The following is a 26447-nucleotide window of genomic DNA, read 5'->3' on the forward strand; positions in this document are numbered from 1 at the left end:
GTCTCGGTTTCTGGGGGCCGGGGCCCCCGGGCGGAGTGGTCAACGTATGTGGAAGTAGGCGGCGTTGCGGTCCACGATGGTCTGCCAGTCGGTGCCGGCCGCGAAGCGCAGGACGTCGTAGCCGGCCTCCTCCAGGCGGTAGCCGGCCTCGATGTCGCGGGTGGAGTCGGCCGGGCGGCCGGGGAGGTCGACGAACACGGCGACGTGGGCGCCGTCCACGTGGAAGACCAGGTCGGGGCGGGCGGCCGCTTCCGTGACCAGGGCGCCGACCGTGTCCGGCAGCCGGTAGCCCTTCGCCCTGAGCCAGCCGACCAGGTCGCCGTCCTCGACGAGGGCCGCCAGGTCCGCGTCCGGCGGGGCAGGAGCAGGGGCCTGCGAGCCGCCCGCGGCGGGGGCGAGCCTGCGGAACCGCTCGCTGCGGGACTCGCCGCGCTCCTCCCGCCGGGTGCGGGCCCCGGCGAGCCGCTGAAGCAGCGGCCGGGCGGCGTGCCGGCTCAGCAGGCGGTGGTGCCCCTGGTTGGCGTAGGTCAGCAGGCAGGCGTAGCAGCCGCGGGCGCACTCCTCGCCTTCCCTGGGTCCTCCCCGGTCCGTGCCGGTTGCCGGGTCGAAGTGGCAGATCTCCAGGGCGGTCCGGGCGGCCCTGGCGAGCGCGTCCTTCTCGTGCTGGATCCGGCGCAGCACACCGGCGCCGCCCTCGGCCGCCTCCGTGAACAGCAGGCGCCGCCGCGGGCCTTCGTCCGGCGGCAGCAGCTCCGCGGTCAGCTCGGAGTCCTCCAGCTCGAACGCCGCCTCGATGCCGCGCTCCAGCGCGTACAGCACGGACAGGGCCTCCGGCTCGGGCCTCGGCTCGTCCAGGGTCACCACCAGGATGTTGCGGCGGTCCTCCACATAGGGCAGCACCCTCTTCTTGCGGCGCTTCTCGTTGCCGTCCTCGTCCGCCACGGGCATGCCGGTGCCCTCGATGGCGTCCGCGGCGGCCCGGTCGTTGAGCCAGCGGCCGTCGCCCACGTCCAGCCAGTAGCCGTCCGGCTCGCCCGGCTTGTCCCGGACCCGGCCGAGGTTGGTGATGCGGACGGTCGCCGAATCGCCGTAGTCCAGGTCGAGGACGGGCGCCCCCGCGGTGTCGGCGACATGCGAGGTGAGCCGCCCCTTGCGGGCTCCGTGGTCCTGGAACGCGTACGAGGTCTGGAGGCGGAAACCGGCCCGGCGGCGCTCCTCCTCGTCGGAGGAGATCCGCTCGCGCGGCGTGGTGTACACGGTGTGGAGGTGGAGCAGGCCGGTGCGCTTGCCCCGGAGCTGGTCGCCGCACATGGCGCAGATGTCGGTGCCGGCCCGCACCTCGTAGTGGTAGCCGCAGCCGTCGCAGCGCCGCGCCTCCCCCGTCGCCAGGTCGCCCGAGGCGTCCGGCGGCAGCTGGACCCGGGTGACCTGGTAGCGGGCCCCCTCGTGGTAGATGAGCGCGCCCGGGCCGAACTCACGGATCGCCAGGAACCGGGGACGCTGCAGATAGTCGCCGTCGGCGTTGCGGCGGTTGCCCGAGCGCGGGATGTACGCGGCCAGCGGCAGCCTCGGGAAGCTGTAGCCGGGCAGGAACCCCTCGGACGCCAAGTAGCGGTACGGATTGAAGTCGCTCATCACCGACTTGCTGTCGGCGGAGCGGTTCAGCAGCAGGTTCGTCTGCGTCTCGGCCTCCCGGCGCCGGCTGCGCGCCCGGCCCTGCTCGCCCGGGGAGAGGGTGTGGTCGACGACGCGCTTGTTCTGCTCGTACTGGTCGATGACGGCCGCCCGGAACAGCTGGCGCCACCGGTCGAAGGCGGCGTCGAACTCCCGGGGCGCCCGCTCGATCCGGTCCTCGATCCATTCGTCGTACCACCAGGTGGTGGCGTCGAAGTCCGCGACCAGCGGGGCGAGTACGGCGCGGGCGGCGGTGACCGCGCGCCGGCGGGCGTCCTCGTCCAGGGAGGCGTCACGGATGTCGGGGAGGAGCGGCAGCGGCATCTGCGGATCGGGGCGGTCGCCGTCGTCGGGGTCGTAGGCGACATCGATGATGTCCGGAATGGCGGTGCCCAGCCGCATGGCGGTCTCCGCCAGCCAGATGCCCTGGATGTGGGAGCGGACCAGGTCCTCGTTGGCGAGGTCCAGGCGCGGCGGCGCCACCTGCCCGGCCACCATGTCCTGCGAACGGTGGAAGTAGTACTGGTCGTGGCTGTTGCCCGTCGCGCAGTACGTCGTCACCAGGGCGGGCTGGCCCGAGCGGCCCGCCCGGCCCGAGCGCTGCGCGTAGTTCGCCGGGGTGGGCGGCACGTTGCGCATCAGCACCGCGTTGAGCGAGGAGATGTCCACGCCCAGCTCCATCGTCGGCGAGCAGTACAGCAGGGGCAGTTCGGCGTTCCGGAACAGCCGCTCGCGCTCCAGCCGGTCCTCCGGGGTGACCTGCGCGGTGTGCTCCCGTGCGAACAGCCCCGCCAGCTCGGCGGACGCCGTCCGGTACAGGTCGCGGAAGAACGGGTTGACGCGCGGGCCCTCGCCGCTGCTGTAGGTGCGTGCCAGCGGGTCCACCGCGCCCCGCTCGCCGTCCCCGGCCCGCCAGATCAAGGCGGCGGCCGACACCCGGTAGCCGGTGCGCCGCTCGGCGGGGCGGCGGCGGTAGGCCGGGCCGGAGCGCTCGGGAACCGCCTCCACCTCGCGCACCAGCTCCGCCTCGCACAGAACCTTCAGCAGGTCCTCGATGACCTCCTGGACGTCCCCCACGGGGAGGTCGCGCAGGCCGGACATGTTGCGCCTGAGGTACTTCCCGAACTTGCCGCGCGGGGACAGGAACAGCGCGGTGCGCTCCATCCCCGGGCGGGAGCCGTAGGGGTAGGCGGTGCCGACGGCCGGCCGGTCGCTGTCGCTGAGCACCCACGGCCCGGCCAGCCGCTCCTCGCTCGCCCGCTGCAGGGGGTCGAAGTCGTCGCGGAAATAGCGGACATCGATGGCGAGGGAACGCCGCATGTAGTCGAGCAGCGTCCGGGCGACCTCCGCGCGCAGCGCCGGATCGGCGTCGCGCAGCACGGCGTGGGCGGCCTGCCAGCGGTCGCACTGGCCGGCGAGCCAGTCCAGGTCCTCGTAGTCGATCCGCAGCAGGCCGGTCTGTTCCAGGTTGGGCATGGTGACGCGCCAGCCCCGCTCCAGGTCCCGGTAGAGGCGGTACCCGACGACGTCCCGGAAGGCCTTCGTGGCCCTGCGCTCCATGGAGGGCGCCAGGTTCGCACCCGCCGCGTACTCGCGGGGCGTGAGACCCATCACCTCGGTGACGGCCTCGGCGAGGTCGTCGTGGCGCAGCCCGTCCTCGCCCGCCCGCACCGCGGCCTGGTGAAGAGCACCGCGTAACTGGGTGACCTGCGCGAAGTCGTTGAAATGCCCGGCCTGGAGCGAAGCGTCCTGGCGGTTGTCGACGAAGGTCAGCAGCTTGCGCGCCTCCTTGCCGAGGCTCTCGCGGGGAACCGCGCGCAGGGACTTGACGATCGACGCGGAGATCAGCGAGGTCGCCGAGGAACGTCCCTCCTGGTCCAGGGTGGCCAGTTTGGCGAAGTCCCGGCCGCGCACCTGCTCGTAGGAGACCTGGCAGTGCAGGCAGAACAGGAAGGGCGCCGGGACGAACGCCGCCGCCAGCCCCTCGTCGGACTCACCGCCGTGCGCGTCCACGACGACACGCTTGGGCACCCGGGGCCGGTAGGACTTCTTGACCACCGTCATGCCCTGCGTGTCGGGCTCCAGCCACGACTCCGGAAGCCGCCGGTCGTCCACGGCCCGCTGCGGGTCGGCGGGCCACTCGTAGTCCTCCCCCGGCGTGCCCAGATACAGGTAGCCCTCGCCGTCACGTCCCCCGGAGGCGAACGTGTCCCGGCGCGGCTCGTACCGGAACGCGCCGCGGTCCTCGGTGCGCCAGACGGTCAGGTACTCCTGACCGCACTCGCGGCAGAACGCCAGCGGGAACAGCGGCTTGCCGCCGCTGCCCGGCTGTTCCAGCTGGTAGGTGCGGGTCAGCGGCCGGGTGAGCGGGTCCTCCAGCGTCGTGTGGACGGTGTCCCCCTTGGAGAGGAACTGGTGCAGCCGGAAGGCGAACAGCGGCCGCTCCCTCACCGGGTCCTTGGCCTGGGCGCCGGCCTCCAGGGTCGCCCGGATCGCCTCACGCGCGCTCCCCTCGCTGACCCCGGTCCGGTCCGCGAGCTCGGCGGCGGCCGTCTCGACCGTGGCGGGGGGACAGCGGCGCAGCCGGCCCGTGCCCTCCTCCCGTTCCAGACCGAACCGGGACTCCACCCAGCGGGCCAGCGGGTCCTTCCTCAGCGCCTCGTACGAGCGGGGCGCCGCCCCCACCCGCAGCCGCTCGGCGGGCACGGTTCCCGGGGCCCCCTCCGTCGCCCGGATCAGGGTCTCGCCGATGACGCGCTTCGGCAGGACCGTCGTGCCGAACAGCCTGCCGGCGACCCTGGCGACCTCGCGCCGCTGGTCCTCCCAGGAGCCCTCGGTGGACATGGTCGCCGAGGTGCCGACGCACTGCAGGGTCTCCGAGGCCCGGCAGGCCTCCCGGACCCGGCGGATCAGGAACGCCACGTCCGCGCCCTGCCGGCCCCGGTAGGTGTGCAGCTCGTCGAAGACGAGGAACTGCAGCCCTTCCGCCATCCGGATCAGGCTGGCCCGGTCGTCCGGCCGGGTCAGCATCAGTTCCAGCATCACGTAGTTGGTCAGCAGGATGTCCGGGGGGTTCCGGCGCAGCTCCCTGCGCTGCTCGTCGGACTCCTGGCCGGTGTAGCGGGCGAAGGTCACCGGCTCGCGGCCGGCGCCGAAACCGCGGCGCAGGTACTTCTCCAGCTCCATCAGCTGCGAATTGGCCAGGGCGTTCATCGGGTAGACGACAATCGCCCGCACCCGGCCCCCCGCCTCCGCTCCCGCCGCCTGCCGCTCCTTCAGCACCCGGTCCACGATCGGCACGATGTACGCCAGCGACTTGCCGGAGCCGGTGCCCGTGGTGAGGACGTAGGAGTCGCCGGCCTGCGCGGCCTCGACGGCCTGCCGCTGGTGGAGGTGGAAGATCAGCGACCGGCCGTCCGGGCGCGGCGAGCTCTCCTTCTTGCCCTCCTGGAAGATCTCCGCGCACCGGGGGTGCAGCACCCCGTCGCGCACCAGGTCGGTGACCTGGCCCCCGTCGGCGAAGGACGGGTTGAGCGACAGCCACGGGTCGGGCCACTGCGACTTCTTCGCCAGGTCCTCCTCGACGAAGCTCTCGATCCGTGCGTCCCGGAACACCGTGGCGCTACGGGTGAACTTCTCGTACTCGTTGATGAGTCCGGCATGGATGCCGAAGACGTCCATCGCCTCGGGCAGGCGCGGTTCCCGGCGCGGGGCGGGGGCCGGGGCGGCGGGGGCGGGCTCGGGCATCAGGGCCCGCAGCCGCGCCACCGGGTCGCTCACCTGCCAGTGGGGAGCCAGCAGGGCGGCCGTGTCGTCCGGCTCCAGCGCGAGGGGAAGCAGGGCCTCGCGGACCAGGAGGGCGTTCTCGGGCCGCAGGTCGGTGTCCTTCTCCAGGAGGCGGTGCACCAGCCGGACGAGACCGGCCGGCAGGTCCGGGCGCACCAGGGTGAGCTGCGGCGGCCGCTGGTGCTGGTGCTGTTCGGCGAGCTCATAGGGGGTCCTGGCGGAGAACGGCGGTCGTCCGAGCAGCAGTTCGTAGAGGATGCAGCCGAGCGCGTAGAGGTCGGCCGCGGCGGAGACCCGCTCCGCCCGGAACTGCTCCGGGGCCATGTAGCGGGCCGTGCCCACGCTCACGCCGGTGCTGGTCAGCTGCGTCTGGTCGGGGTCGTCGACGATCGACCCCATACCGAAGTCGAGGACCTTGACGGTGCCGTCACGGGTCAGCATCACGTTGGCCGGCTTGAGGTCGCGATGAACCACGCCGGCAGTGTGCGCGGCGGCCAGGCCGGCGGCGAGCTGTGCTCCGATCGCGGCGGCCCAGGAGACCGGGAGCTGAGGTTCCTCGTCGATGAGGTCGGCGAGCGGACTGCCGTCCAGCAGCTCCATGGCCAGATACGGAAGACCGCTGCCGTCCGGCGTGCCGTCCACTCCGCCGTCGATCAGGAGGGTGAGGTTCGGGTGGCCGCGGGAGAGCATGCGCATGATCCGCACTTCGCGGCGGAAGCGGTTGATCTCCTTGCCGGCTCCCGAGGCGTCGACCGCTACTCCGGTCCGGCTGCGCAGCACGGTCTTGAGTGCCACCTCCCGGTGCCCGGACTCCGGGGCGGCCCGAAGGTCCTCGGCCCGGTGCACCTCGCCCATGTTCCCGCGACCCACGATCCCCGTGATCCGGAACCGTCCGTCGACCGTCCGCAGGCCCACTACCCCTCCCTGGTTCACCACACCTCGCACGCACGGTGAGCACATCCCGCAGGGAGCGTACGCACGTTCGCCAGCAGACCATCACATAATTGCGTTGACGCTGTCAACACGGGAGTTTGGCGATGGGTGCGTAGCACGATGGTACGACCGTAAGGCGGCTGTCGAGTCGTCAGGAGACTGCGGTGGGTTACGTTCCGGCAACAGCAGCACGCCCGCTTCCTCCACCACCCGGCATAACATCGGCGTGACAAGCAATCCGGAGGCCCGCGCCGCCCGGCGGCGCTCCGGTCCTCCGGCCATGGACGAGACCTGGGGGAATTACACGATCATGACGGCCCAGACGTTCGAGTTCCAGGTGGAGGCCAGCCGGCTCCTCCAGATGATGGTCCACTCGATCTACTCGAACAAGGATGTGTTCCTGCGAGAGCTGGTCTCCAACGCCTCCGACGCGCTCGACAAGCTCCGCATCGAGGCGCTGCGCGACGACTCGCTCGGGGCGGATGTCTCCGACCTGCACATCGCCATCGAGACGGACAAGGACGCCCGCACGCTGACCGTGCGCGACAACGGCATCGGGATGTCGCGCGACGAGGTGGTGGGGCTGATCGGCACGATCGCCAAGTCCGGTACCGCGGAGTTCCTCCAGAAGCTGGAGGAGGCCCGGAAGGCCGGGAACGCGGCCGACGCGGAGGGCCTGATCGGACAGTTCGGTGTCGGCTTCTACTCCGCCTTCATGGTGGCCGACGAGGTGACGCTGCTGACCCGCCGCGCCGGGGAGGCCACGGGCACCCGGTGGACGTCCACCGGTGAGGGCACCTACACCATCGAGGAGGTCGGCGACGCGCCCCAGGGCACGGCGGTCGTGCTGCGGCTCAAGCCGGCGGACACCGACGACCAGCTCTTCGACTACACCGAGCCCTGGAAGATCAAGGAGATCATCAAGCGCTACTCCGACTTCATCACCTGGCCGATCAGGCTGGTCACGCCGGCGGAGGCGGGCAAGGACGGCGAGGAGAAGGCCGAGGACGGCGACAGCGAGAAGCCCGAGCCGGAGACGCTGAACTCCCGCAAGGCGCTGTGGGCCCGGCCGAAGAGCGAGGTCTCCGACGAGGAGTACCACGAGCTGTACCGGCACATCAGCCACGACTGGACCGATCCGCTGGAGACCATCCGGATCAACGCCGAGGGCACCTTCGAGTACCAGGCGCTGCTGTTCCTTCCCGCGCGTCCGCCGCACGGCGTCTTCTCCCATGACAAGCGCGGTGTGCAGCTCTACGTCAAGCGCGTCCTGATCATGGAGGAGTGCGAGGAGCTGGTTCCGCCGTACCTGCGCTTCGTGAAGGGTGTGGTGGACGCCCAGGACCTGTCGCTCAACATCTCGCGGGAGATCCTGCAGCAGGACCGGCACATCCAGCTGATGCGGCGGCGGCTGGCGAAGAAGGTGCTGTCCACCCTCAAGGAGATGCGGGCGCAGCGGCCCGAGAAGTACGCGGACTTCTGGCGGGAGTTCGGGCCGGTCGTGAAGGAAGGGCTGGTGAACGACCCGGACAGCAAGGACGCGATCCTGGCCGCCTGCTCGTTCGCCACCACCCATGACGCGGAGAAGACGGCGACGCTCCAGGAGTACGTGGAGCGGATGCGGGAGGGGCAGGAGCACATCTACTACCTGACGGGCTCTTCCCGGAGCGCGGTGGAGGACTCGCCGCACATGGAGGCGTTCCGGGACAAGGGGCTGGAGGTGCTGATCCTCACCGACGCGGTGGACGAGGTGTGGGTCGACGCGGTGCCCGAGTTCGAGGGGAAGAAGCTGCTCTCCATCGCCAAGGGCGAGGCCGAGCTGGGCACGGAGGAGGAGAAGGAGGCCGCCAAGGCGGAGCGGGAGCAGCAGCGCGAGGAGTACGCCGGGCTGCTGGAGTGGCTGTCGGAACGGCTCGGTGACGAGGTGAAGGAGGTGCGGCTGTCCTCCCGGCTCACCGTCTCGCCGGCCTGCGTGGTCTCGGACACCGATGATGTGACGCCGGGTCTGCGGAACATGATGCGGGCGATGGGTCAGGAGATGCCGGAGAGCAAGCGGATCCTGGAGATCAACCCGGATCACACGCTGATCACCGGTCTGCGCAAGGCGCACGCGGATCGTCCGTCGGATCCGAGTCTGGAGGGCATGGCGGAGCTGGTGCACGGGATGGCGCTGCTGGCGGAGGGTGGCCTGCCCGCGGACCCGTCGCGTTTCACGCGGCTGCTGGCCGGTCGTCTGGAGCGGGCCCTGTAGGTCCTGAGAGGTCCCCGTGCCGGGGCGGATCGCGTGTGGTGTGCGGTCCGCCCCGGGGCGGGTGGGTTACTTGGTGCGTTCCCAGCCGCGGCGGGGGGCCCGGGAGCCGAGGTGGGCGTCGCGGCTGCGGTAGACGACGTAGGGGCGGGTGAGGTAGCCGACGGGGGCGGTGAGCATGTGGACGAGGCGGGTGAAGGGCCAGACGGCGAACAGCAGCAGGGCGCTGAGGGCGTGGAGCTGGAAGAGCAGGGGTGCTCCGCTCATGCCGGCCGGGTCGGGCTGGAAGGAGAAGATCTCCCGGAACCAGGGGGAGATGGTGGTGCGGTAGTCGTAGGTCTCCCCCACCACGTTGGCGGCGACGGTGGCGGCGAGTCCGAGGACGATGGTCAGTACCAGCACCAGGTACATGAACTTGTCGTTCTTGGTGGTGGCGCTGAAGACGGGGCCGACGGTGCGGCGGCGGTAGACGAGGATGGCGGCGCCGGCCAGGGTGCAGAAGCCGGCGATGGTGCCCAGGACGACGGCGGTGACGTGGTAGGCGCCCTCGCTGATGCCGGCCGCTTCGGTCCAGCTCTTGGGGATGAGCAGGCCGACGACGTGGCCGATGATGACGACCAGGATGCCGAAGTGGAACAGCGGGCTGCCGATGCGCAGCAGGCGGCTTTCGTAGAGCTGTGAGGAGCGGGTGGTCCAGCCGAATTTGTCGTAGCGGTAGCGCCAGATGTGTCCGCCGATGAACATCACCAGGGCGACGTAGGGCAGGACGACCCACAGCAGGACGTCGAGGGCGCCTTCGCCGCCCGTGGCGGCCATGGGGGTGGCGGCGGTGCAGAGCAGGGTGTCGGCGGCCGTGGTGCAGGTGGTCATCGGCGGCCTCCGACCGGGTCGAGTGCTGACTGGGGCGGGCCGAAGGGGGTGAGGCCGACTTGTTCCTCGGGTGGGCCTTCGGCGGCGAGGCGGGCGACGGCCTGCCGTTCGTCGCCGGCGAGCGGGGGCAGGGTGGCGGAGACCGAGTCGAGGATGTGCTGCCAGGGGGAGTCGGCTTCGCGGAGGGCGAGGCGGAGGAGTTCGAGGCCGGCGCGGTGTTCGGTGAGGAGGCGGTTGCCGGCGTCGGGTTGGGCGGCGGCGAATTCCAGGACGACGGCGAGGTGGTCGGGCAGTTCCTCGTCGCTGAGCTGGAGTCCGGCGGCGGCGTAGGTCTGTTTCATGCTGAGCAGGGCGACGCCGCGGCGGCGGGTGTCGCCGTGGGCGTAGTAGGTGAGGTAGGGGCAGCAGCGTTTGCGGTGGTCGAAGGTGGCGACGTAGTCGGCGGCGAGGTCGCGGGGGTCGGTCCGGCCGGCGTGGTCGAGGAAGCGGTTCAGTGGTGCGGCGATGCCGGCGGGGAGTGCGGCGGCGGCGCGGCGGGCGAGCCGGAGGCGGCCGGGCAGCTGCTCGTCGGGGTAGGCGAGCATGAGGGACTGGACCTGCCAGGCCGCTGTCCGGTGGCGGGTGCGGGAGGTCATGGTGTGGGCTTCCCCTCGGCGTTCGGGTCGGTGCCGTCCATGAGTCCGGCCGGGGGCGCCTCGCCCCGGTCGGGGAACAGCCCTTTGGGGCGGCCCTTGCCGTCCCAGTTCAGGAGGTTGACGCGGTTCTTCTTGTCGGCGGGGTCGGTGAGGGAGTCGGTGGTCTGGCGTTCGTGGAGCATCCGGTAGTTCTCCACGGCCACGGGTGAGGCGCCGCCGGACGATTCCCCGAAGGGGCCTGAGCCGCCCATGCCGGGGCCGCCCTCGTAGTCGAGGCTGCATTCGGTGGCGAGTTCTTCGAGGTTGTGGGCCTGTTCGGCGTGGGCGGGCGGGATGACGTAGCGCTCGTCGTATTTGGCGAGGGCGAGCAGCCGGTACATGTCGTACATCTCTTCTTCGGCCATGCCGACGCCGGCGGGGATGGTGGCGTCGGGTTCGCGGCCGAAGTTGATGTCGCGCATGTAGCTGCGCATCGCGGCCAGGCGTCGCAGGACGGCGTTGACGGGTTCGGGGTCGCCGGCGGTGAAGAGTTCGGCGAGGTATTCGACGGGGATGCGCAGGGCGTCGATGGCGGCGAAGAGGTTGGTGCTGTCCTCGGCGTCGTAGCCGGTGTCGCGGACGGCGTCGACGACCGGGGACAGGGGCGGGATGTACCAGACCATGGGCATGGTGCGGTATTCCGGGTGCAGGGGCAGGGCGACCTTGTAGGTGTTGATGAGGGAGTGGACCGGGGAGCGCTGGGCGGCCTCGATCCAGTCGCGGGGGATGCCGGAGCGTTCGGCCTCCCTGATCACCTCGGGGTCCTCGGGGTCGAGGAGGACCTGCCGCTGGGCTTCGTAGAGGTCCTGGTCGTCGGGGGTGGAGGCGGCCTCCAGGACGCGGTCGGCGTCGTAGAGGACGAGGCCGATGTAGCGCAGGCGGCCGACGCAGGTCTCGGCGCAGACGGTGGGCAGGCCGACCTCGATGCGGGGGAAGCAGAAGGTGCACTTCTCGGCTTTGCCGGTGCGGTGGTTGAAGTAGATCTTCTTGTAGGGGCAGCCGGTGACGCACATGCGCCAGCCGCGGCACTTGTCCTGGTCGACGAGGACGATGCCGTCCTCGCTGCGCTTGTAGATGGCGCCGGAGGGGCAGGAGGCGGCGCAGGACGGGTTGAGGCAGTGTTCGCAGATCCTGGGCAGGTAGAACATGAAGGACTGCTCGAACTCGAACTTGATCTTTTCGGCGAGGCCTGCGGCGAGGACGTCCTTGTCGCCGTGTTCGACCGAGCCGCCGAGGTTGTCGTCCCAGTTGGCGGACCAGGTGATCTTCATGTCCTTGCCGGTGGTCAGGGATTTGGGCCTGGCGACCGGGGTGTGTTCCTGGAGGGGTGCGTTGATGAGGGTTTCGTAGTCGTAGGTCCAGGGCTCGTAGTAGTCGTCGAGTGCGGGGAGCTTGGGGTTGGAGAAGATGGTGAGGAGTTTTTTGAGCCGGCCGCCGGATTTGAGGACGAGGCGGCCGCGTTTGTTGAGTTCCCAGCCGCCGAGCCAGGTGTCCTGGTCCTCGTAGCGGCGGGGGTAGCCCTGGCCGGGCCGGGTCTCGACGTTGTTGAACCAGACGTATTCGACGCCGGGGCGGTTGGTCCATGCCTGTTTGCAGGTGACGGAGCAGGTGTGGCAGCCGATGCACTTGTCGAGGTTCATCACCATTGCCATCTGGGCCATGACGCGCATGTCAGTAGGTCACCTCCTGGTCGCGGCGGCGGATGACGGTGACTTCGTCGCGCTGGTTGCCGGTGGGGCCGAGGTAGTTGAAGGCGTAGGAGAGCTGGGCGTAGCCGCCGATGAGGTGGCTGGGTTTGACGAGCAGCCGGGTGAGGGAGTTGTGGATGCCGCCGCGGCGTCCGCTGGTTTCGCTGCGGGGTACGTCGATGAGGCGGTCCTGTGCGTGGTGCATGTAGACGGTGCCCTCCGGCATGCGGTGGGAGACGACGGCGCGGGCGACGACGACGCCGTTGCGGTTGACGGCCTCGATCCAGTCGTTGTCGTGGACGCCGATGCGTTCGGCGTCCTCCTTGCTCATCCAGATGGTGGGGCCGCCGCGGGAGAGCGACAGCATGAAGAGGTTGTCCTGGTATTCGGAGTGGATGGACCACTTGTTGTGCGGGGTGAGGTAGCGGACGGTGATGCCCTGGGCGCCTTTGTGGCCGACGTCGGGTTCGCCGAACAGCATGTGCATGTTGAGGGGTGGCCGGTAGACGGGCATCCATTCGCCGAGTTCGGCGATCCAGTCGTGGTCGAGGAAGAAGTGCTGCCGGCCGGTGAGGGTGTGCCAGGGCTTGAGGCGTTCGGTGTTGATGGTGAAGGGGGCGTAGCGGCGGCCGCCGGATTCGGAGCCGGACCATTCGGGTGAGGTGATGACGGGTGCGGGTGCGGTCTGGGTGTCGGCGAAGGTGATGCGTTTGCCTTCGTGTTCGGCGGCGAGGTCGGCGAGTTCGGTGCCGGTGCGGGCCTCCAGGGTGCGGAATCCCTGGGTGGCGAGGTGGCCGTTGGTGGTGCCGGACATGGCGAGGATGGCTTCGCAGACGTGCACGTCGCGGACGATCTTGGGCCGGCCGTCGGCGGGTCCGCCGCGGACCGTGCCGTTCTTGCTGCGCAGGTAGTCGAGTTCTTTGCCGACGTCGAAGGTGATGCCCTTGGTGGTGGCGCCGAGGGTGTCCAGGAGGGGGCCGATGGCGGTCATCTTGTCGGCGACGGCGGCGTAGTCGCGTTCGACGGTGATGATCTTGGGCATGGTGCGGCCGGGGACGGGTTCGCACTCGCCGGCTTTCCAGTCCTTGACGCGGCCGTGGGGGGTGGCCATGGCGTCGGGGGTGTCGTGCATGAGGGGGGCGGCGACGACGTCCTTGGCGGTGCCGAGGTGGTCGGCGGCCAGGCGGCTGAAGGCCTTGGCGATGGTGTTGAAGGTGTCCCAGTCGCTGCGGGTCTGCCAGGGCGGGGAGATGGCGGGGTTGAAGGAGTTGACGAACGGGTGCATGTCGGTGCTGCTGAGGTCGTACTTCTCGTACCAGGTGGCGGCGGGGAGCACGATGTCGGAGTAGATGGTGGTGCTGGTCATCCGGAAGTCGACGGAGAGCAGCAGGTCGAGTTTTCCGGTGGGGGCCTCGTCGTGCCAGACGATGTCCTTGGGGCGGGCGCCGGGTGGTGCCTCGTCGGCGCGGACGGAGGAGTCGGTGCCGAGGAGGTGTTTGAGGAAGTATTCGTTGCCCTTGGCGGAGGAGCCGAGGAGGTTGGCGCGCCAGATGGTGAGGACGCGGGGGAAGTTGCGGGGGTTGTCGGGGTCCTCGCCGGCGAAGCGGAGGCGGCCGGACTTGAGTTCGGCGGCGACGTATTCGCCGGTGTCGCGGCCGTCGGCGGCGGCGTCCTCGGCCAGGCGCAGGGGGTTGCGGTCGAAGGTGGGGTAGGAGGGCATCCAGCCCATGCGGGCGGACTGGGCGATGACGTCGGCGGTGCTGCGTCCGGCGAAGGTGCCTCCGGCGGAGGCGGCGGAGAGGGTGTCGGCGCTGAAGGGGTCGTAGCGGAACTGGTCGGTGTGCAGGTACCAGTAGGCGGTCTGGATCATCTGGCGGGCGGGCCGGTTCCAGTCGGCCGCGGTGGCCAGGGCGGAGTAGCCGGTGATGGGGCGGACCTTCTCCTGGCCGACGTAGTGGGCCCAGCCTCCGCCGTTGACGCCCTGGCAGCCGGTGAGGGTGGTGAGGGTGAGGAAGGCGCGGTAGATGGTGTCGGAGTGGAACCAGTGGTTGGTGCCGGCGCCCATGATGATCATGGAGCGGCCGCGGGATTCCTCGGCGTTGGCGGCGAACTCGCGGGCGATGCGGGCGGCCTGTTTGCCGGGAACGCCGGTGATCTCTTCCTGCCAGGCGGGGGTGTAGGGCTCGGCGGTGTCGTCGTAGCCGGTGGGCCACTGTCCGGGAAGGCCGTCGCGGGCGACGCCGTACTGGGCGAGGAGCAGGTCGTAGACGGTGGTGACGAGGCGGCCGGCGACGCGGCGCACGGGGACTCCCCGGCGCAGCCGGCCGGCGGTGCCGTCGGCGGTGTCGAACCGGGGCAGTTCGATCTCGACGGGTGCCTCGTCGCCGCCGGCGGCGGTGAGCAGGGGGTCGGTGTCGCCGAGGTCGAGGTTCCACTGTCCGGCGCCGGATTCGCCGTAGCGGTGGCCGAGGGAGCCGCCGGGCACCACGGGCTCTCCGGTGGCCGCGTCCAGCAGGACGGTCTTGAACTCGGCGTTCTCCTGTCCGGCGGCGTCCGGTGCGAGTTCGGAGGCGGTCAGGAACTTGCCGGGGACCCAGGGGCCCCCCTCGCCGCCGCGCTGTTCGAGGCTGACGAGGAAGGGCAGGTCGGTGAAGCGTTTGACGTAGTCGGTGAAGTAGCCGGTCTGCCGGTCGACGAAGAATTCCTTGAGGATCACGTGGCCCATGGACATGGCGAGAGCGCCGTCGGTGCCCGGCTTGCCGGGCACCCATTCGTCGGCGAACTTCACGTTGTCGGCGTAGTCGGGGGCCACGGCGACGACCTTCTGTCCCCGGTAGCGGGCCTCGGCCATCCAGTGGGCGTCGGGGGTGCGGGTGACCGGCAGGTTGGAGCCCCACATGATGAGGTATCCGGCGTCCCACCAGTCCCCCGACTCGGGGACGTCGGTCTGGTCGCCGAACACCTGGGGGGAGGCGACCGGCAGGTCGGCGTACCAGTCGTAGAAGGAGAGCATCACCCCGCCGATGAGGGAGTAGAAGCGGGCCCCGGCGGCGTGGGAGACCATGGACATGGCGGGGATCGGTGAGAAGCCGGCCAGCCGGTCGGGCCCGTACTCCTTGATGGTGTGGACGTGGGCGGCGGCGATCATCTCGGAGACCTCGTCCCAGCCGGCCCGGACCAGGCCGCCCTTGCCGCGCACCGACTTGTAGCGGCGGGAGCGCTCGGGGTCGGAGACGACGTCGGCCCAGGCGAGGACCGGGTCGCCCAGGCGGGTCCTGGCCTCCCGGTACATCTCCAGCAGCACTCCGCGCACGTACGGGTAGCGGACCCGGGTGGGCGAGTAGGTGTACCAGGAGAAGGCGGCGCCGCGCGGGCAGCCGCGCGGCTCGTACTCGGGGCGGTCGGGGCCGACGGAGGGGTAGTCGGTCTGCTGGGCCTCCCAGGTGATGATGCCGTCCTTGACGTACACCTTCCAGGAGCAGGAGCCGGTGCAGTTGACTCCGTGGGTGGAGCGCACCACCTTGTCGTGGCTCCAGCGGTCCCGGTAGAACTCGTCGGCCTGCCGCCCGCCGATGCGGTGCAGGGTGCGGTGGTCCTCGGAGACCTCTGCGCGGGTGAAGAAGCGGCGGGTGCCGACCAGCGCGTCGCTCAGTTCGCCGTCGATGCCCGGTGGCTGCTTCGTCCGTCCGGCCGGTTCAGTGTTCTTCTTGCTCACCGCAGTGTCCCTCCCGGGGCAGAGATGGAGATATGTCAGCCTGCGTTCGGGCAGGTGCTGTTGCCAACGGGTGTCACCTCATGGGCGCACATCCGTCACGCCCGGCGCGGAAGGGTCACGTGCGGACCGGGAGCGGATCTCGGCCGGGCGCACCCGGGCCATCGTGTAGGCCAGGGCGCCGGCGGCGACGGCGGCGAGGAGGAACATGCCTCCGGCGTAGGAGTCGGTGGCCCCGTAGACGGCGCCCATCACCAGGGGCGGGATGAATCCGCCCAGTCCGCCGGCGGCGCCGACCACGCCGGTGACGGAGCCGACCTTGTCGGCGGGGGTGAGGAGCGCGACCAGGGCGAAGGTGGCGCCGCTGCCGGCTCCCAGGGCGAGGGCCATGGACAGGAAGGCGACGGTGCCCCAGGGCGCGAGCGGCGGGGTGCCGGACTGGAGGAGGGCGCCGGCGGTGACGACGGCGAGGGAGAAGGCCAGTACCCGGGCGGGGCCGAAGCGGTCGGAGAGCCATCCGCCGGCCGGGCGCATCAGGACGGCCAGCAGGACGAAGCCGGCCATCCGGCGGGCGGCGTCGGCGGGTTCGAGGTCGTAGGCGTTCTGCAGGTGGACCGGCAGGTAGACGGAGAAGGCGACGTAGCCGCCGAAGGCCACCGCGTAGAGGGCGGAGGCCTGCCAGGTGATGCCCAGTCTGCCGGTGGCGCCCAGGCGTCGGATCAGGGGCTGGGTGGGGACGGCGCGGCCGGGCGCGTCGCGCAGCAGGACGGCGGCGAGCACCGCGTAGGCGGCCAGTACGGCGGCGGTCACCAGGAACGGGGTGGTGATGCTGTACCGGTCGACGAGCTGGACGGTGGTGAGGGCGCTGATGGCGGTGCCGCCCATGCCGGCGCCGAAGACGCCGATGGCCAGCCCGCGGCGTTCGGGCGGGAACCAGGCGTTGACGAAGGGGACGCCGATGGCGAAGGCGGTGCCGCCGATGCCGAGGAAGAAGCCTCCGGCGAGGAGGCCGGCGAGGGAGGTGTGCCCGGCCAGTCCGAGGTAGAGCACCGGGACGATGGTGGCCGTGGAGACCAGGGGGAACATGACGCGCCCGCCGTAGCGGTCGGTGAGCGCGCCCACCGGGATGCGGCCGAGTGAGCCGACCACCACGGGCACGGCGACGAGTAGCGACTGCTCGAAGGCGGACAGGTCCAGGATGTCCTTGAAGCGGGGCCCCAGAGGGCTGAGCAGTGCCCAGGCCCAGAAGTTGAGGGCGAATCCTGCGGTGACGACGGCCAGCATCAGGCCCCGGCGGCCTGGCGCCGCGGCCCGGTCGGCGTCGCGGACGGGCGGGCCGGTTCCTGTCTCGCGTGGGTTGTCCATGGCGGTACTCGCACCCTTCTCGGGTTCGGCTCGGTTCGTCATGTCCCCGCCCAGCAACCGACGGTACGTGCCGGGGCCGGTGGTGACGCGGTGTCAGGGCTGCGGCGTGCCAGGGTTCTTGGCGCCGGGCAACCATCTCTGCCGGGGCACCGCGCGGGTAAGGGTCCATCCGGGCCGGCTGCCGGGACCTTTGGTCCCGGCCACGGGCTCCGGGTGGGCGGGGGCGGTGCCGCGCGGCCGGGGGCGGACCCTGGTGCGGTGCGGGCGGCGTTCATGGCTGCTCCCGGCGTTCGGTGACCGGTCCGGCCGGGGGTGCCGGGGCCGGCGAGGGCAATATACTACGGCTATGTCCGTGGAAAATATGGGTCCGCTGCCCGGCGGGGCGGACGACCGCCCGTCGATGTCCCCGCAGCGCCGTGCCGTCCTGCTGCGTCTTCGCGGGCATCCGGGCCATGTCGCCGTCGCCGACCTGGCGCCGCAGTGCGGCCTGCACGCCAACACCGTCCGGGAGCACCTCGACGCGCTCGTCGACACCGGCCTGGTCACCAGGGAACGGGCGCCGGCCGCCGGCCGCGGGCGCCCGGCCTGGCGCTACCGTGCCCGCGGGCCGCAGCAGGCGGCGGCACGCGAGTACGCCGGGCTGGCCGCCGTGCTGGCCGCCCGCATCGCGCGCACCTCCGCCGATCCACGGGCCGACGCACTGGCCGCCGGCGAGGAGTGGGGCCGTGCCCTGCTCGCCGGACGGGAGCCCGCGGGTTCCGGCCGGCAGGCGCGCGCCGGGGTGCTGAAGCTCTTCGAGGAGATCGGCTTCGCGCCGGAGGCGGACGAGCGGGCGCTTTCGGCGCGGCTTCTCCGCTGCCCGTTCATCGAAGTGGCCCGCGAGCATCCCGGTGTCATCTGCAATGTGCACGCCGGGCTGGCCCGGGCCGCCCTGAGCGGGCTGGGCGGAGACGCGGAGACGGTGGAACTGATCCCGTTCGCCGAGCCCGGCGCCTGCCTGCTGCACCTGGGACCAGGGCCGGGAAGCGGCCCGCCGGCCGGCGGCACCGCGGGGACGTGCTCCCGGTGACCGTCTCGCTGAGCGAGCCCGGCCCGGGTCTGCCCTCCTCCCCCGGGCACGCCCGGGTGTTCCCCCGCGCCTCGTGGCACCTGTGGGTGAACGCGGTCGTGGTGGTGTGGCTGGTGCTCTTCGCCGTCGTCGCGCTGGTCCATCCGTTCGTACCGGTGGCCCGCTGGCTGCTGGTCCATCTATTGCTTCTCGGTGCGGTCAGCAACGCGGTGGTCATCTGGTCCGGGCACTTCGCCGCCTCGGTGCTGCGGCTGCCCGAAGCCGGACGCGGAGCGCCGGCGGCCGTGCGGCTGGCGGTCCTGAACGCGGGGGCGGCCACCGTGATCGGCGGGATGATCGCCGGGTCGTGGCCGGCGGTGCTGGCGGGGGCGGCCGCCGTCGCGGGGGCGGTGGCGGCGCACGCGGTGTGGCTGGTCCGGCTGCTGCGCCGGGCGCTGCCGGGCCGCTTCTCGATGACGGTGCGCTACTACGTCGCGGCCGCCGCGCTGCTGCCGGCGGGGGCGGCGCTGGGGGTTCTGCTGGCCCACGGCGGTCTTCCCGGGGACTGGCAGGCGCGGGTGCTGGTCGCCCACAAGCTGGTCAACCTGCTGGGCTGGATCGGTCTGACCGTCGCCGGAACGCTGATCACGCTGTGGCCGACGATGCTGCGCACCCGGGTGGTGGACGGCGCGGAGCGTGCCGCGCGTTCGGCGCTGCCCGTGCTGCTTGTCGGCCTGACGGGAGCGGTCGCCGCCGCGCTCGCCGGTCCGCCGGCGGTGGCGGCGGCCGGGGTGGCCCTCTACGCGGCGGGGCTCGTGGTCGCGGGGGCACCGTGGATCCGCGAGGCCCGCGTGAGGCCTCCGCATTCGTTCGCCGCCTGGTCGGTGGCGGCGGGCGCCATCTGGCTGGCCGGTGCCCTCGTGGCCCTGGCCGTCATCCTGGTCACCGCGCCCTCGTGGGCGGTGGTGGTCGAGCGCACCCCGTATCTGACCGCTCCGCTGGCCGCCGGGTGGATCGCCCAGGTGCTGCTGGGCGCCCTGAGCTTCCTCGTCCCGGTGGTGCTCGGCGGCGGGCCCGCCGCGGTGCGGGCCGCCACCGCCTCGATGGAGCGCGGCTGGCCGCTGCGGCTGACGGTGACGAACGCGGCGCTGCTGGTGGCCCTTCTCCCGGTGCGCGGAACAGTGCGGGTGGTCTGCGCGGTGCTGCTGCTGGTGACGCTGCTGGTGTTCTTGTCGCTGCTGGTGCGCACCGTGGTGCGCGGCAGGCGCCCGCGGCAGGACGCCGCACCGGACGTGCCCGCCCCGGCGCGGGGACCGGAGGCGGCGACGGGAGAAGGGGCCGGGGTGCGCGCGCGCCGGGTGCCGATGGGCGTGACCGCCGGGCTGGCGGCCGTGGAGCTGGCCGCCGCCGCGGCCGGAACCCTCGACCTGGGAAGCCTGACGCCGTCGTCCCCGGCCGCCGCGGCGNCCGCGGCGGCCGGGGACGACGGCGGGCAGGTGGCCCCCACCGGGCGCACCACGACCGTCGCCGTAGAAGTGCGGGGCATGCGCTTCTCCCCCGCCGCCGTCGATGTCCCCGCCGGTGACCGGCTGGTGGTGGAGCTGCACAACACCGGGACGGACCGGCACGACCTGGTGCTGGACACCGGGGCGCGCACCGGCATGCTCGCACCGGGCGAGCGGGAGACCCTCGACGCCGGGGTCGTCGGCCGCGACACCGAGGGCTGGTGCTCGGTGCCCGGTCACCGGCAGATGGGCATGGTCTTCGAGGTGCGGGTCACCGGGTCCGCGGCCGCCGGGCACGAGCACGGGGAGGGCGGCGGGGCCGGTCACGGCCAGGGAGCGGCGGAGGAGGAGTCCGCCCCCGCGGTCCTGGACCCCGCGGCGGAGCCGGGTGAGGGGTTCGTCCCCCACGATGCGCTGCTGCCGCCAGCCGCCGGCGGGCCCGGCCCCCGCCTGCACCGGCACACCCTGACCGTGACGGAGACCGAGCGGGAGGTCGCCCCGGGCATCCGGCAGACCCGGTGGACGTTCGGCGGGACGGCACCGGGGCCCGCCCTGCGCGGGCGTGTCGGTGACACCTTCGAGATCACCCTGGTCAACGACGGGTCGATCGGCCACTCCGTCGACTTCCACGCCGGAGCCCTGGCCCCCGAGGAGCCGATGCGCACCATCCAGCCGGGCGAGTCGCTCACCTACCGGTTCACCGCCACCCGCAGCGGGGTGTGGATGTACCACTGCTCGACGATGCCCATGTCGGTGCACATCGCCAACGGCATGTACGGGGCGGTCGTCATCGACCCGCCCGGTCTCCCGGGCGCGGACCGGGAGTACCTGCTGGTGCAGTCGGACCTCTACCTCGGTCCCCAGGGCGGCACGGCGGACGCGGACAAGCTGGCGGCACGGCGCCACGACGGTGTGGTCTTCAACGGCTACGCCGGCCAGTACGCCCACGCCCCGCTCGCGGCCCGGGCCGGTGAGCGGGTGCGCATCTGGGTGCTGGCGGCCGGACCGGACCGGCCGGGCTCCTTCCACGTCGTGGGCGGCCAGTTCGACACGGTCTTCCAGGAGGGTGCCTACCGGCTGCGGCCCGATGACCCGGAACAGGGCGGGGCCCAGGTGCTGGGCCTGCATCCGGCAGCCGGCGGGTTCGTGGAGCTGACCTTCCCGGAGCCGGGGACCTATCCCTTCGTCTCGCACATCATGACCGACGCCGAACGCGGCGCCCTGGGTGCCTTCGAGGTCGGCGAGGCCCGGTGAGGCGTGGCCGCGCCGGTCGCGCAGGCGGGTCCGGCAGGACAGGGCTCGGGCAGTCTTAGCCCGAACGGCCCAGGTGAGGGACCTTCGGCACCGCTGCGCCGGGCGTCGGGACGCGCATGATGGCAGCAGTGGATCAACGACGAGCGACGGAGCGTCCGGCCCCCCGGCCGGGGACGCTCCCTGGGAGAGGCCCCCGGTGCACGAAACCGCACTCGACACGAAAACCGTGACGGACCTGGTCGCCGAGGCGACGGCCGCGCCGTCGATGTACAACGCCCAGCCGTGGCGCTTCCGGTACCTGAAGGAAAGCCGGACGTTCCAGCTCCGCTCCGACCCCGGACGCACCGTGCCGCACTCCGACCCCGACTCCCGGGCCCTGCACATCGGCTGCGGCGCCGCCCTGCTCAACCTGCGGGTCGCCGCCGCACACCGCGGGTGGAAGGCCTCGGCCGAGCTGCTGCCGGACCCCTCGGACCCGGAGCTGCTGGCCCTGGTCCGTCTGGTCCCGGCCGGTGACGACGCCGCGGAGCTTGCCGCGCTGCACCCGGCGATCTCCCGCAGGAGGACGAGCAGAGCCCCCTTCGATGAGCGGCAGGTACCGGCGGCGCTCCAGGAGGAGCTGCGGGAAGCCGCCCGACGGGAGGCCGCGTGCCTGGTCTTTCCCGACCGCTATCACGTCCAGAACGTGCTGGACCTGGTGTACGACGCCGAGGGGCGGGACGCGGCCGACCCGGGGCGTGCGGAGGATCTCGCCCGCTGGACACGCGTCGGCCACGAGGCCGCGGAGACGGCCAGGGACGGCGTCCCGGAGTACACCTTCGGGCCGCGCAAGCACGACGGCAAGGCGCCGGTGCGGGACTTCTCCGGCCGGAGGCCGGTGACCGACCGCGAGGCGGCGGTGTTCGAATCCGCCCCCAATCTGGTCCTGCTGGGCACCGCCGAGGACCGGCGGAGCGACTGGCTGCGGGCCGGCCAGGCGATGGAGCGGGTGCTGCTCGCCGCCACCCTCAACGGCCTGTCCACCGCCCTCACCTCGCACGCGCTGGAATGGCCCGACCTGCGGTGGGTGGCCCGCGACCCGCAGTCCGACATGGGGTACGTGCAGATGGTGATGCGGCTCGGCTACGGACCGGAAGCACCCGGGTCCCCGCGCCGCCCGGCTGAGGAGGTGCTGTACATCGAGTGAGCGGGGGTCCCGGCCCGGGACACCCAGTGCACGGACCCCAGGACTCCGCGCGCGGCGCACCGGCAGAAGTGAGTACGCGTACTCATGGCATGGCCGGCCGCCGTTGCGAGACTCGTGGCACAGACAGGAAAGGGACGGGGACACATGAACAGCAACCAGCGGGTGCAGCGCTTCTTTTCGGCGATCTCGGGCACGTGGCCGTCGCGGATCTACCTCGCGGCGGCCTTCGCGCTGCTCACCTGGGTGGCCGTGGACACGATGTTCGTCGACCACGCGGACGCCTCCTTCGCGGCGGTGATCCCGATGCTGTTCACCGCGCCGACGAGTCTCGTCGTCCTGCTGCTGCCGGAGGGGTCGGCCGTGGCCTACTTCGCGGCGGTCGCGGTGGCGGCCGTGATCAACGCGGCGCTGCTCGGGCTGGCGGTGCGGGCTCTGCGCGGGGGCGCCGCCCGCCCGGCTCAGGCATAGGCGCGATGTGGCGGGGGTGCCCGACTGTCTCTCCCCCAGCGCTCCGGACAGGACACCGCCCCGGCCTCCCCTCCGGAAGAGGGCGGGAAGCCGGGGCGGTGCGTGCCGCCTCCCGGCGGAAGGGGCCGGCGGGAGGCGGCGTCCGGGGTGCTGCCTGTGTCAGGCCGGCAGCACCGTGGTCAGATCAGGGGACCGGGGGGTAGTAGACCGTGGTGAGCCGCCCCTGGGCGCTGGACGGGCCGTAGCCCCCGCCGCCGGCGAAGCTCGCCGTGTAGGTGTCGGCGGTCACCACCAGCCAGGACACCGGCACATTGGTCAGGGTGGCGACACCGTTGGCATCGGTCACCGCGGTGCCCAGCAGGACCGGGCCGGAGGTGGTGTTGGCCCGGAACGTGACCGGCTGGCCCGGAATCCCGGCTCCGGTGGTGGTGTTGATGAGCCTGGCGCTGAGCACCGGGATGACGAGGGTGCCGTTGTAGCGGAGCCTGACCGTTGCCGGTGAGGCGGTCATCCGCGTGGCGGTGGCACCGACGTTGTGCGTCATGCTGCCCGTGGACCCGGCGAAGCAGGTGTCCCCGCTGTATGTCGCGGTGACGGTGCGCGGCCCGGCCGTGGCGAAGCTGGTGGTCACGCACACCTGGCCGTTCGCATTGAGCGTGCCGGTCAGCGTGGGGCCGCCGGCGACCACGAAGGTCACCGTTCCGGAGGGCGTGCCCGCCCCGGGGGGACTCGCCTGCACAGTGGCGCAGAACGTCACGGTCTGGCCGATGGAGGACGGGTTGGGTGACGAGGTGAGGGTCAGATTGCTCTGCGCCTGGTTGACCTGCAGCGTCACCTGGTTCGAGGTGGCGCCCGCGTACTCTCCGTCTCCCGCGTAGGTGGCGGTCACCAGGTAGGTACCCGGCTGGAAGTCGGCGGTGACCGTGGCGGTTCCTGTGCCGTCCAGCACGGCCGTATAGGTCGGGCCGCCCTGCACCACGAATTCGACGGCACCGGTGGGTACACCGTCACCCGTGGATGCCACGGTCGCGGTGAGCGTCACCTGTTCGCCGCAGACCGCCGGATTCGGGGCGGCGGTGAGCGTGACCGTGGTTTCTGCCGGCTCCACCACCTGCACCAGACTGTCCGAGGAGGACTGGTAGTTCCCGTCCCCCTGGTAGTTGGCGGTCACGGTGTAGGTGCCGGCGGGCAATGCGGTGGACACCGTGGCCACACCGCTGCCGTCGAGCGTCCCGGTCAGCAAGGCGCCGTCGACGAAGAACTGAACCGTGCCGGTCGGTGTCCCGGCCCCCGGAGCGTCGGCTGTCACCGTGGCGGTGAACGTCACTTGCTCTCCGGAGGAGGAGGGGTTCGGAGCCGAGGTCAGCACGGTGGTGGTAGCCGCGGGTTCCACCACCTGCAGCACGGTGCCCGAGGACTGCGCGAACTCGCTGTCCCCCTGGTAGGTCGCGGTGACCGCGAACAGTCCTGCGGTGTCCAGTTCGGTCGACACCGTGGCCACGCCACCGGCATCCAGCGTCCCCGTCAGCATCGTGCCGTTCACCTCGAACAGCACGGACCCAGTGGGAGTTCCCGAGCCCGGCGTCACCGCCGCCACTGTGGCTGTGAACGTCACCGTCTCGCCCACCACGGACGGGTTGGGGTCGGTGACCAGCGAGGTAGTGGTCTGGGCCTGCCCGACGACCTGGACCAGACTGTCCGAGGACGACGTGAAATCACCATCACCCTGATACGTCGCAGTCACCGGGTACGACCCCCCGGTCAGCGGAGCCGACACCGTCGCCACACCACCGGCATCCAGCGTCCCCGTCAGCGTCGGACCACCGGTGATCACGAACTCCACCGTCCCGGTCGGAGTCCCCGCACCCGGAGCCACCGCCGACACCGTCGCCGTGAACGTCACCACCTCACCCGACACCGACGGATTCGGATCCGACACCAACGACGTCTCCGACGACGCCTGTTGGACGACCAAGGAATCACTGTCCGTTGCACCGAGGAATTCGGCGTCACCCGAGTAGGTTGCCGTCAGTGTGTAGGGGCCGGCGGTCGTCAGGGTGGTGGACGCCGTGGCCACTCCGCTGCCGTCCAGCGTTCCGGTCAGCACCGTGCCGTTCACCGTGAACTCCACCGTCCCGGTCGGAGTCCCCGCACCCGGAGCCACCGCCGACACCGTCGCCGTGAACGTCACCACCTCACCCGACACCGACGGATTCGGATCCGACACCAACGACGTCTCCGACGACGCCTGCTCCACCACCTGCAGCACCGTGTCCGACGACTGCACGAACTCGGCATCACCGAGATACGTCGCCACCACCGAATACGAACCCGCATCCGGCAACGCGGTCGTCACCGTCGCCACACCGCTACCGTCCAGCGTCCCCGTCCCCACCGAAACGCCGTCCACCGTGAACTGCACCAGACCCGTCGGAGTCCCCGCACCCGGAGCCACCGCCGACACCGTCGCCGTCAGCGACACCACCTCACCCGCCACCGACGGACTCGGATCAACCGAAACCGAAGTTTCCGACGAAGCCTGCTGAACTACCTGCTGCACCACGCCCACAGACGACGTGAAATCACCATCACCCTGATACGTCGCGGTCACGGTGTAGGTGCCCACATCCAGAGGAGTGGATGCCGTGGCCACCCCACTGCCGTCCAGCGTCCCGGTCAGCACCGTACCGTTCACCGTGAACTCCACCGTCCCGGTCGGAGTCCCCGCACCCGGAGCCACCGCCGACACCGTCGCCGTGAACGTCACCACCTCACCGACAACAGGCGAAACCGGGTCTGCGGTCACCTCGATTCCCGTCTCGGCCTGGGCCACGACCAGTGCAGCCGTGTCCGAAGAGGGGCCGAAGTCTCCCTCTCCTTGGTAGTCCGCGGTCACGGTGTACGAACCGACCAGCAGCGGTGAGGTGGAGACCGTGGCCACGCCGCTGCCGTCCAGCGTCCCCGTTCCCACCGGAACACCGTCCACCGTGAACTCCACTGTCCCGGTCGGTGTTCCCGCACCCAACTCCACCGCCGACACCGTGGCGACAAGATCCACCGTCTCACCCGACACGGGGGAAACCGGCTCGAAGGTGAGGACCGTCTGGGTGTCGACGGGCACCACGACCTGGCTCACCGCGGCCGAGGTCGAGGAGACGAAGTCCGGGTCCCCGGAGTAGACGGCCGTGACGGTGTACGTTCCCGCCGGGAGAGAAGGCACGGTGACCGATGCTTCACCATTGGGCTGCAGTGTGCCCGTGACCGTGGTGCCGTTGTAGGTGAAGTCCACCGTGCCGGTCGGGGTCCCGGCCCCGGGCGGCACCACCGCGACGAACGCGGTCCAGGTCACCGGCTCACCGGCGGTCGCCTGGGGCGGAGGGTCCAGTGTGGTGGTCGTCTGCGCGGGATCGACCTGCTGGGTGTCGGTGTCCGACGAGGGATCGAACTCGCCGACCACCCCTTGATAGGCCGCTGTGGCGTTGTAGGTGCCCGCGTTCTCGAAGACCAACGAGTATTCCGCCTGACCGTTCACGTCCAGAGTCAGCGGCTCGTCAACCAGGACGCCGTCGATCGTGAGCAGCACCGTGCCGGTGGGCGTGCCGGTTTCTGTTCCGTCCGCGACCACCGTCACGGTGAAGGTGACCAATTCCCCGACGACCGATGGGTCGGGTGCTGAGGTCAGTGTGGTGATTGACATGATCGAGATCCCTTCCGTGGTAGCTTCACGACGAGGAAGGGGGCATTTTTGCTCGCCTGATTCCGTGCCGCCGTGAAGCACTTCTCTCTTCCGGGCCCCAAATGGCAGCACTCACCGCTCATCGCGCCTTCGCGCCGCAGAAGTCAACTGATTCGACGCACAGTTGGATGCCCGCGTGTCTCTGATTCCAGTAGGCGCACGCCTATTGCCCGGCCGCCAGACTGCGTGGGCAGAAATCCCACGGACGAGGGAGCGCACTATCGGCGCCATGGCTGCATTTTCATTCATGGCACGCGCCGCACAGGGTCTACCGCACGCCCCGAGGGCGACATTTACCGG

The 26447-nt window shown here is 71.3% G+C and carries 12 protein-coding genes; 5 read left to right on the plus strand and 7 right to left on the minus strand.

Annotation, left to right across the window (positions count from 1 at the left end; translation table 11 throughout):
* Positions 1–39 precede the first annotated feature (39 nt).
* Entirely contained in the window at positions 40–6375 is a 6336-nt protein-coding gene (locus ABD299_RS00855; RefSeq protein WP_344257959.1) for a protein kinase domain-containing protein, read from the minus strand.
* A 328-nt stretch (positions 6376–6703) separates the two neighbouring features.
* On the opposite strand from ABD299_RS00855, the gene htpG reads away from it, so the two are divergent.
* Entirely contained in the window at positions 6704–8644 is a 1941-nt protein-coding gene (htpG, locus tag ABD299_RS00860) for a molecular chaperone HtpG (RefSeq protein ID WP_344258066.1), read from the plus strand.
* A 66-nt stretch (positions 8645–8710) separates the two neighbouring features.
* Here the strand turns inward: htpG and narI are convergent, their stop codons facing one another.
* The 5 genes from narI to ABD299_RS00885 form a co-directional block, all read right to left on the minus strand.
* The gene (gene narI, locus ABD299_RS00865) at positions 8711–9457 is read right to left on the minus strand and encodes a respiratory nitrate reductase subunit gamma (protein ID WP_344258067.1); all 747 of its coding nucleotides are present in this window, start codon (positions 9455–9457) and stop codon (positions 8711–8713) included.
* A 50-nt stretch (positions 9458–9507) separates the two neighbouring features.
* The gene (narJ, locus tag ABD299_RS00870; protein ID WP_344257960.1) at positions 9508–10146 is read right to left on the minus strand and encodes a nitrate reductase molybdenum cofactor assembly chaperone; all 639 of its coding nucleotides are present in this window, start codon (positions 10144–10146) and stop codon (positions 9508–9510) included.
* Positions 10143–11855 carry a nitrate reductase subunit beta gene (narH, locus tag ABD299_RS00875; protein ID WP_344257961.1) on the minus strand — a complete coding sequence of 571 codons (1713 nt, stop codon included), beginning with the start codon at positions 11853–11855 and terminating at the stop codon, positions 10143–10145. The genes narJ and narH overlap by 4 nt, the downstream gene beginning before the upstream one ends.
* Before the next feature lies 1 nt (position 11856).
* Complete coding sequence (locus tag ABD299_RS00880; RefSeq protein WP_425581222.1) at positions 11857–15588, minus strand: nitrate reductase subunit alpha; 3732 nt, start codon at positions 15586–15588, stop codon at positions 11857–11859.
* A gap of 78 nt (positions 15589–15666) precedes the next feature.
* Positions 15667–16950, minus strand: a complete 1284-nt coding sequence (locus ABD299_RS00885) for a nitrate/nitrite transporter (RefSeq protein WP_425581223.1) — start codon at positions 16948–16950, stop codon at positions 15667–15669.
* Positions 16951–17296: 346 nt separating this feature from the next.
* On the opposite strand from ABD299_RS00885, the gene ABD299_RS00890 reads away from it, so the two are divergent.
* From ABD299_RS00890 to ABD299_RS00905, 4 genes are all read left to right on the plus strand, one after another.
* The gene (locus ABD299_RS00890; protein WP_344257962.1) at positions 17297–18019 is read left to right on the plus strand and encodes a helix-turn-helix transcriptional regulator; all 723 of its coding nucleotides are present in this window, start codon (positions 17297–17299) and stop codon (positions 18017–18019) included.
* A gap of 1736 nt (positions 18020–19755) precedes the next feature.
* Complete coding sequence (locus tag ABD299_RS25085) at positions 19756–20757, plus strand: multicopper oxidase domain-containing protein (protein ID WP_425581225.1); 1002 nt, start codon at positions 19756–19758, stop codon at positions 20755–20757.
* 196 nt (positions 20758–20953) lie between these two features.
* Positions 20954–21943: an Acg family FMN-binding oxidoreductase gene (locus tag ABD299_RS00900; RefSeq protein ID WP_344257965.1), complete on the plus strand. Its 990-nt coding sequence runs from the start codon at positions 20954–20956 to the stop codon at positions 21941–21943.
* Positions 21944–22087: 144 nt separating this feature from the next.
* Positions 22088–22411, plus strand: a complete 324-nt coding sequence (locus tag ABD299_RS00905; RefSeq protein WP_344257966.1) for an SCO4225 family membrane protein — start codon at positions 22088–22090, stop codon at positions 22409–22411.
* Between the two features lie 184 nt (positions 22412–22595).
* Here ABD299_RS00905 and ABD299_RS00910 read toward each other — a convergent pair whose 3' ends face one another.
* On the minus strand, positions 22596–26108 hold the full coding sequence (locus ABD299_RS00910; RefSeq protein ID WP_344257967.1) for a beta strand repeat-containing protein: 3513 nt from the start codon (positions 26106–26108) through the stop codon (positions 22596–22598).
* Positions 26109–26447 lie beyond the last annotated feature (339 nt).

This window comes from Streptomyces sodiiphilus (genome assembly GCF_039529215.1).
GTDB classification, from domain to species: domain Bacteria; phylum Actinomycetota; class Actinomycetes; order Streptomycetales; family Streptomycetaceae; genus Streptomyces; species Streptomyces sodiiphilus.

Bases quoted from the DNA above. Each gene is read 5' to 3' on its own strand.
- htpG (WP_344258066.1), top strand. From the start codon at position 6,704: ATGACGGCCCAGACGTTCGAGTTCCAGGTGGAGGCCAGCCGGCTCCTC.
- narI (WP_344258067.1), bottom strand. From the start codon at position 9,457: ATGGCCGCCACGGGCGGCGAAGGCGCCCTCGACGTCCTGCTGTGGGTC.
- narJ (WP_344257960.1), bottom strand. From the start codon at position 10,146: ATGACCTCCCGCACCCGCCACCGGACAGCGGCCTGGCAGGTCCAGTCC.
- narH (WP_344257961.1), bottom strand. From the start codon at position 11,855: ATGCGCGTCATGGCCCAGATGGCAATGGTGATGAACCTCGACAAGTGC.
- ABD299_RS00885 (WP_425581223.1), bottom strand. From the start codon at position 16,950: ATGGACAACCCACGCGAGACAGGAACCGGCCCGCCCGTCCGCGACGCC.
- ABD299_RS00890 (WP_344257962.1), top strand. From the start codon at position 17,297: ATGTCCGTGGAAAATATGGGTCCGCTGCCCGGCGGGGCGGACGACCGC.
- ABD299_RS25085 (WP_425581225.1), top strand. From the start codon at position 19,756: ATGGTCTTCGAGGTGCGGGTCACCGGGTCCGCGGCCGCCGGGCACGAG.
- ABD299_RS00905 (WP_344257966.1), top strand. From the start codon at position 22,088: ATGAACAGCAACCAGCGGGTGCAGCGCTTCTTTTCGGCGATCTCGGGC.
- ABD299_RS00910 (WP_344257967.1), bottom strand. From the start codon at position 26,108: ATGTCAATCACCACACTGACCTCAGCACCCGACCCATCGGTCGTCGGG.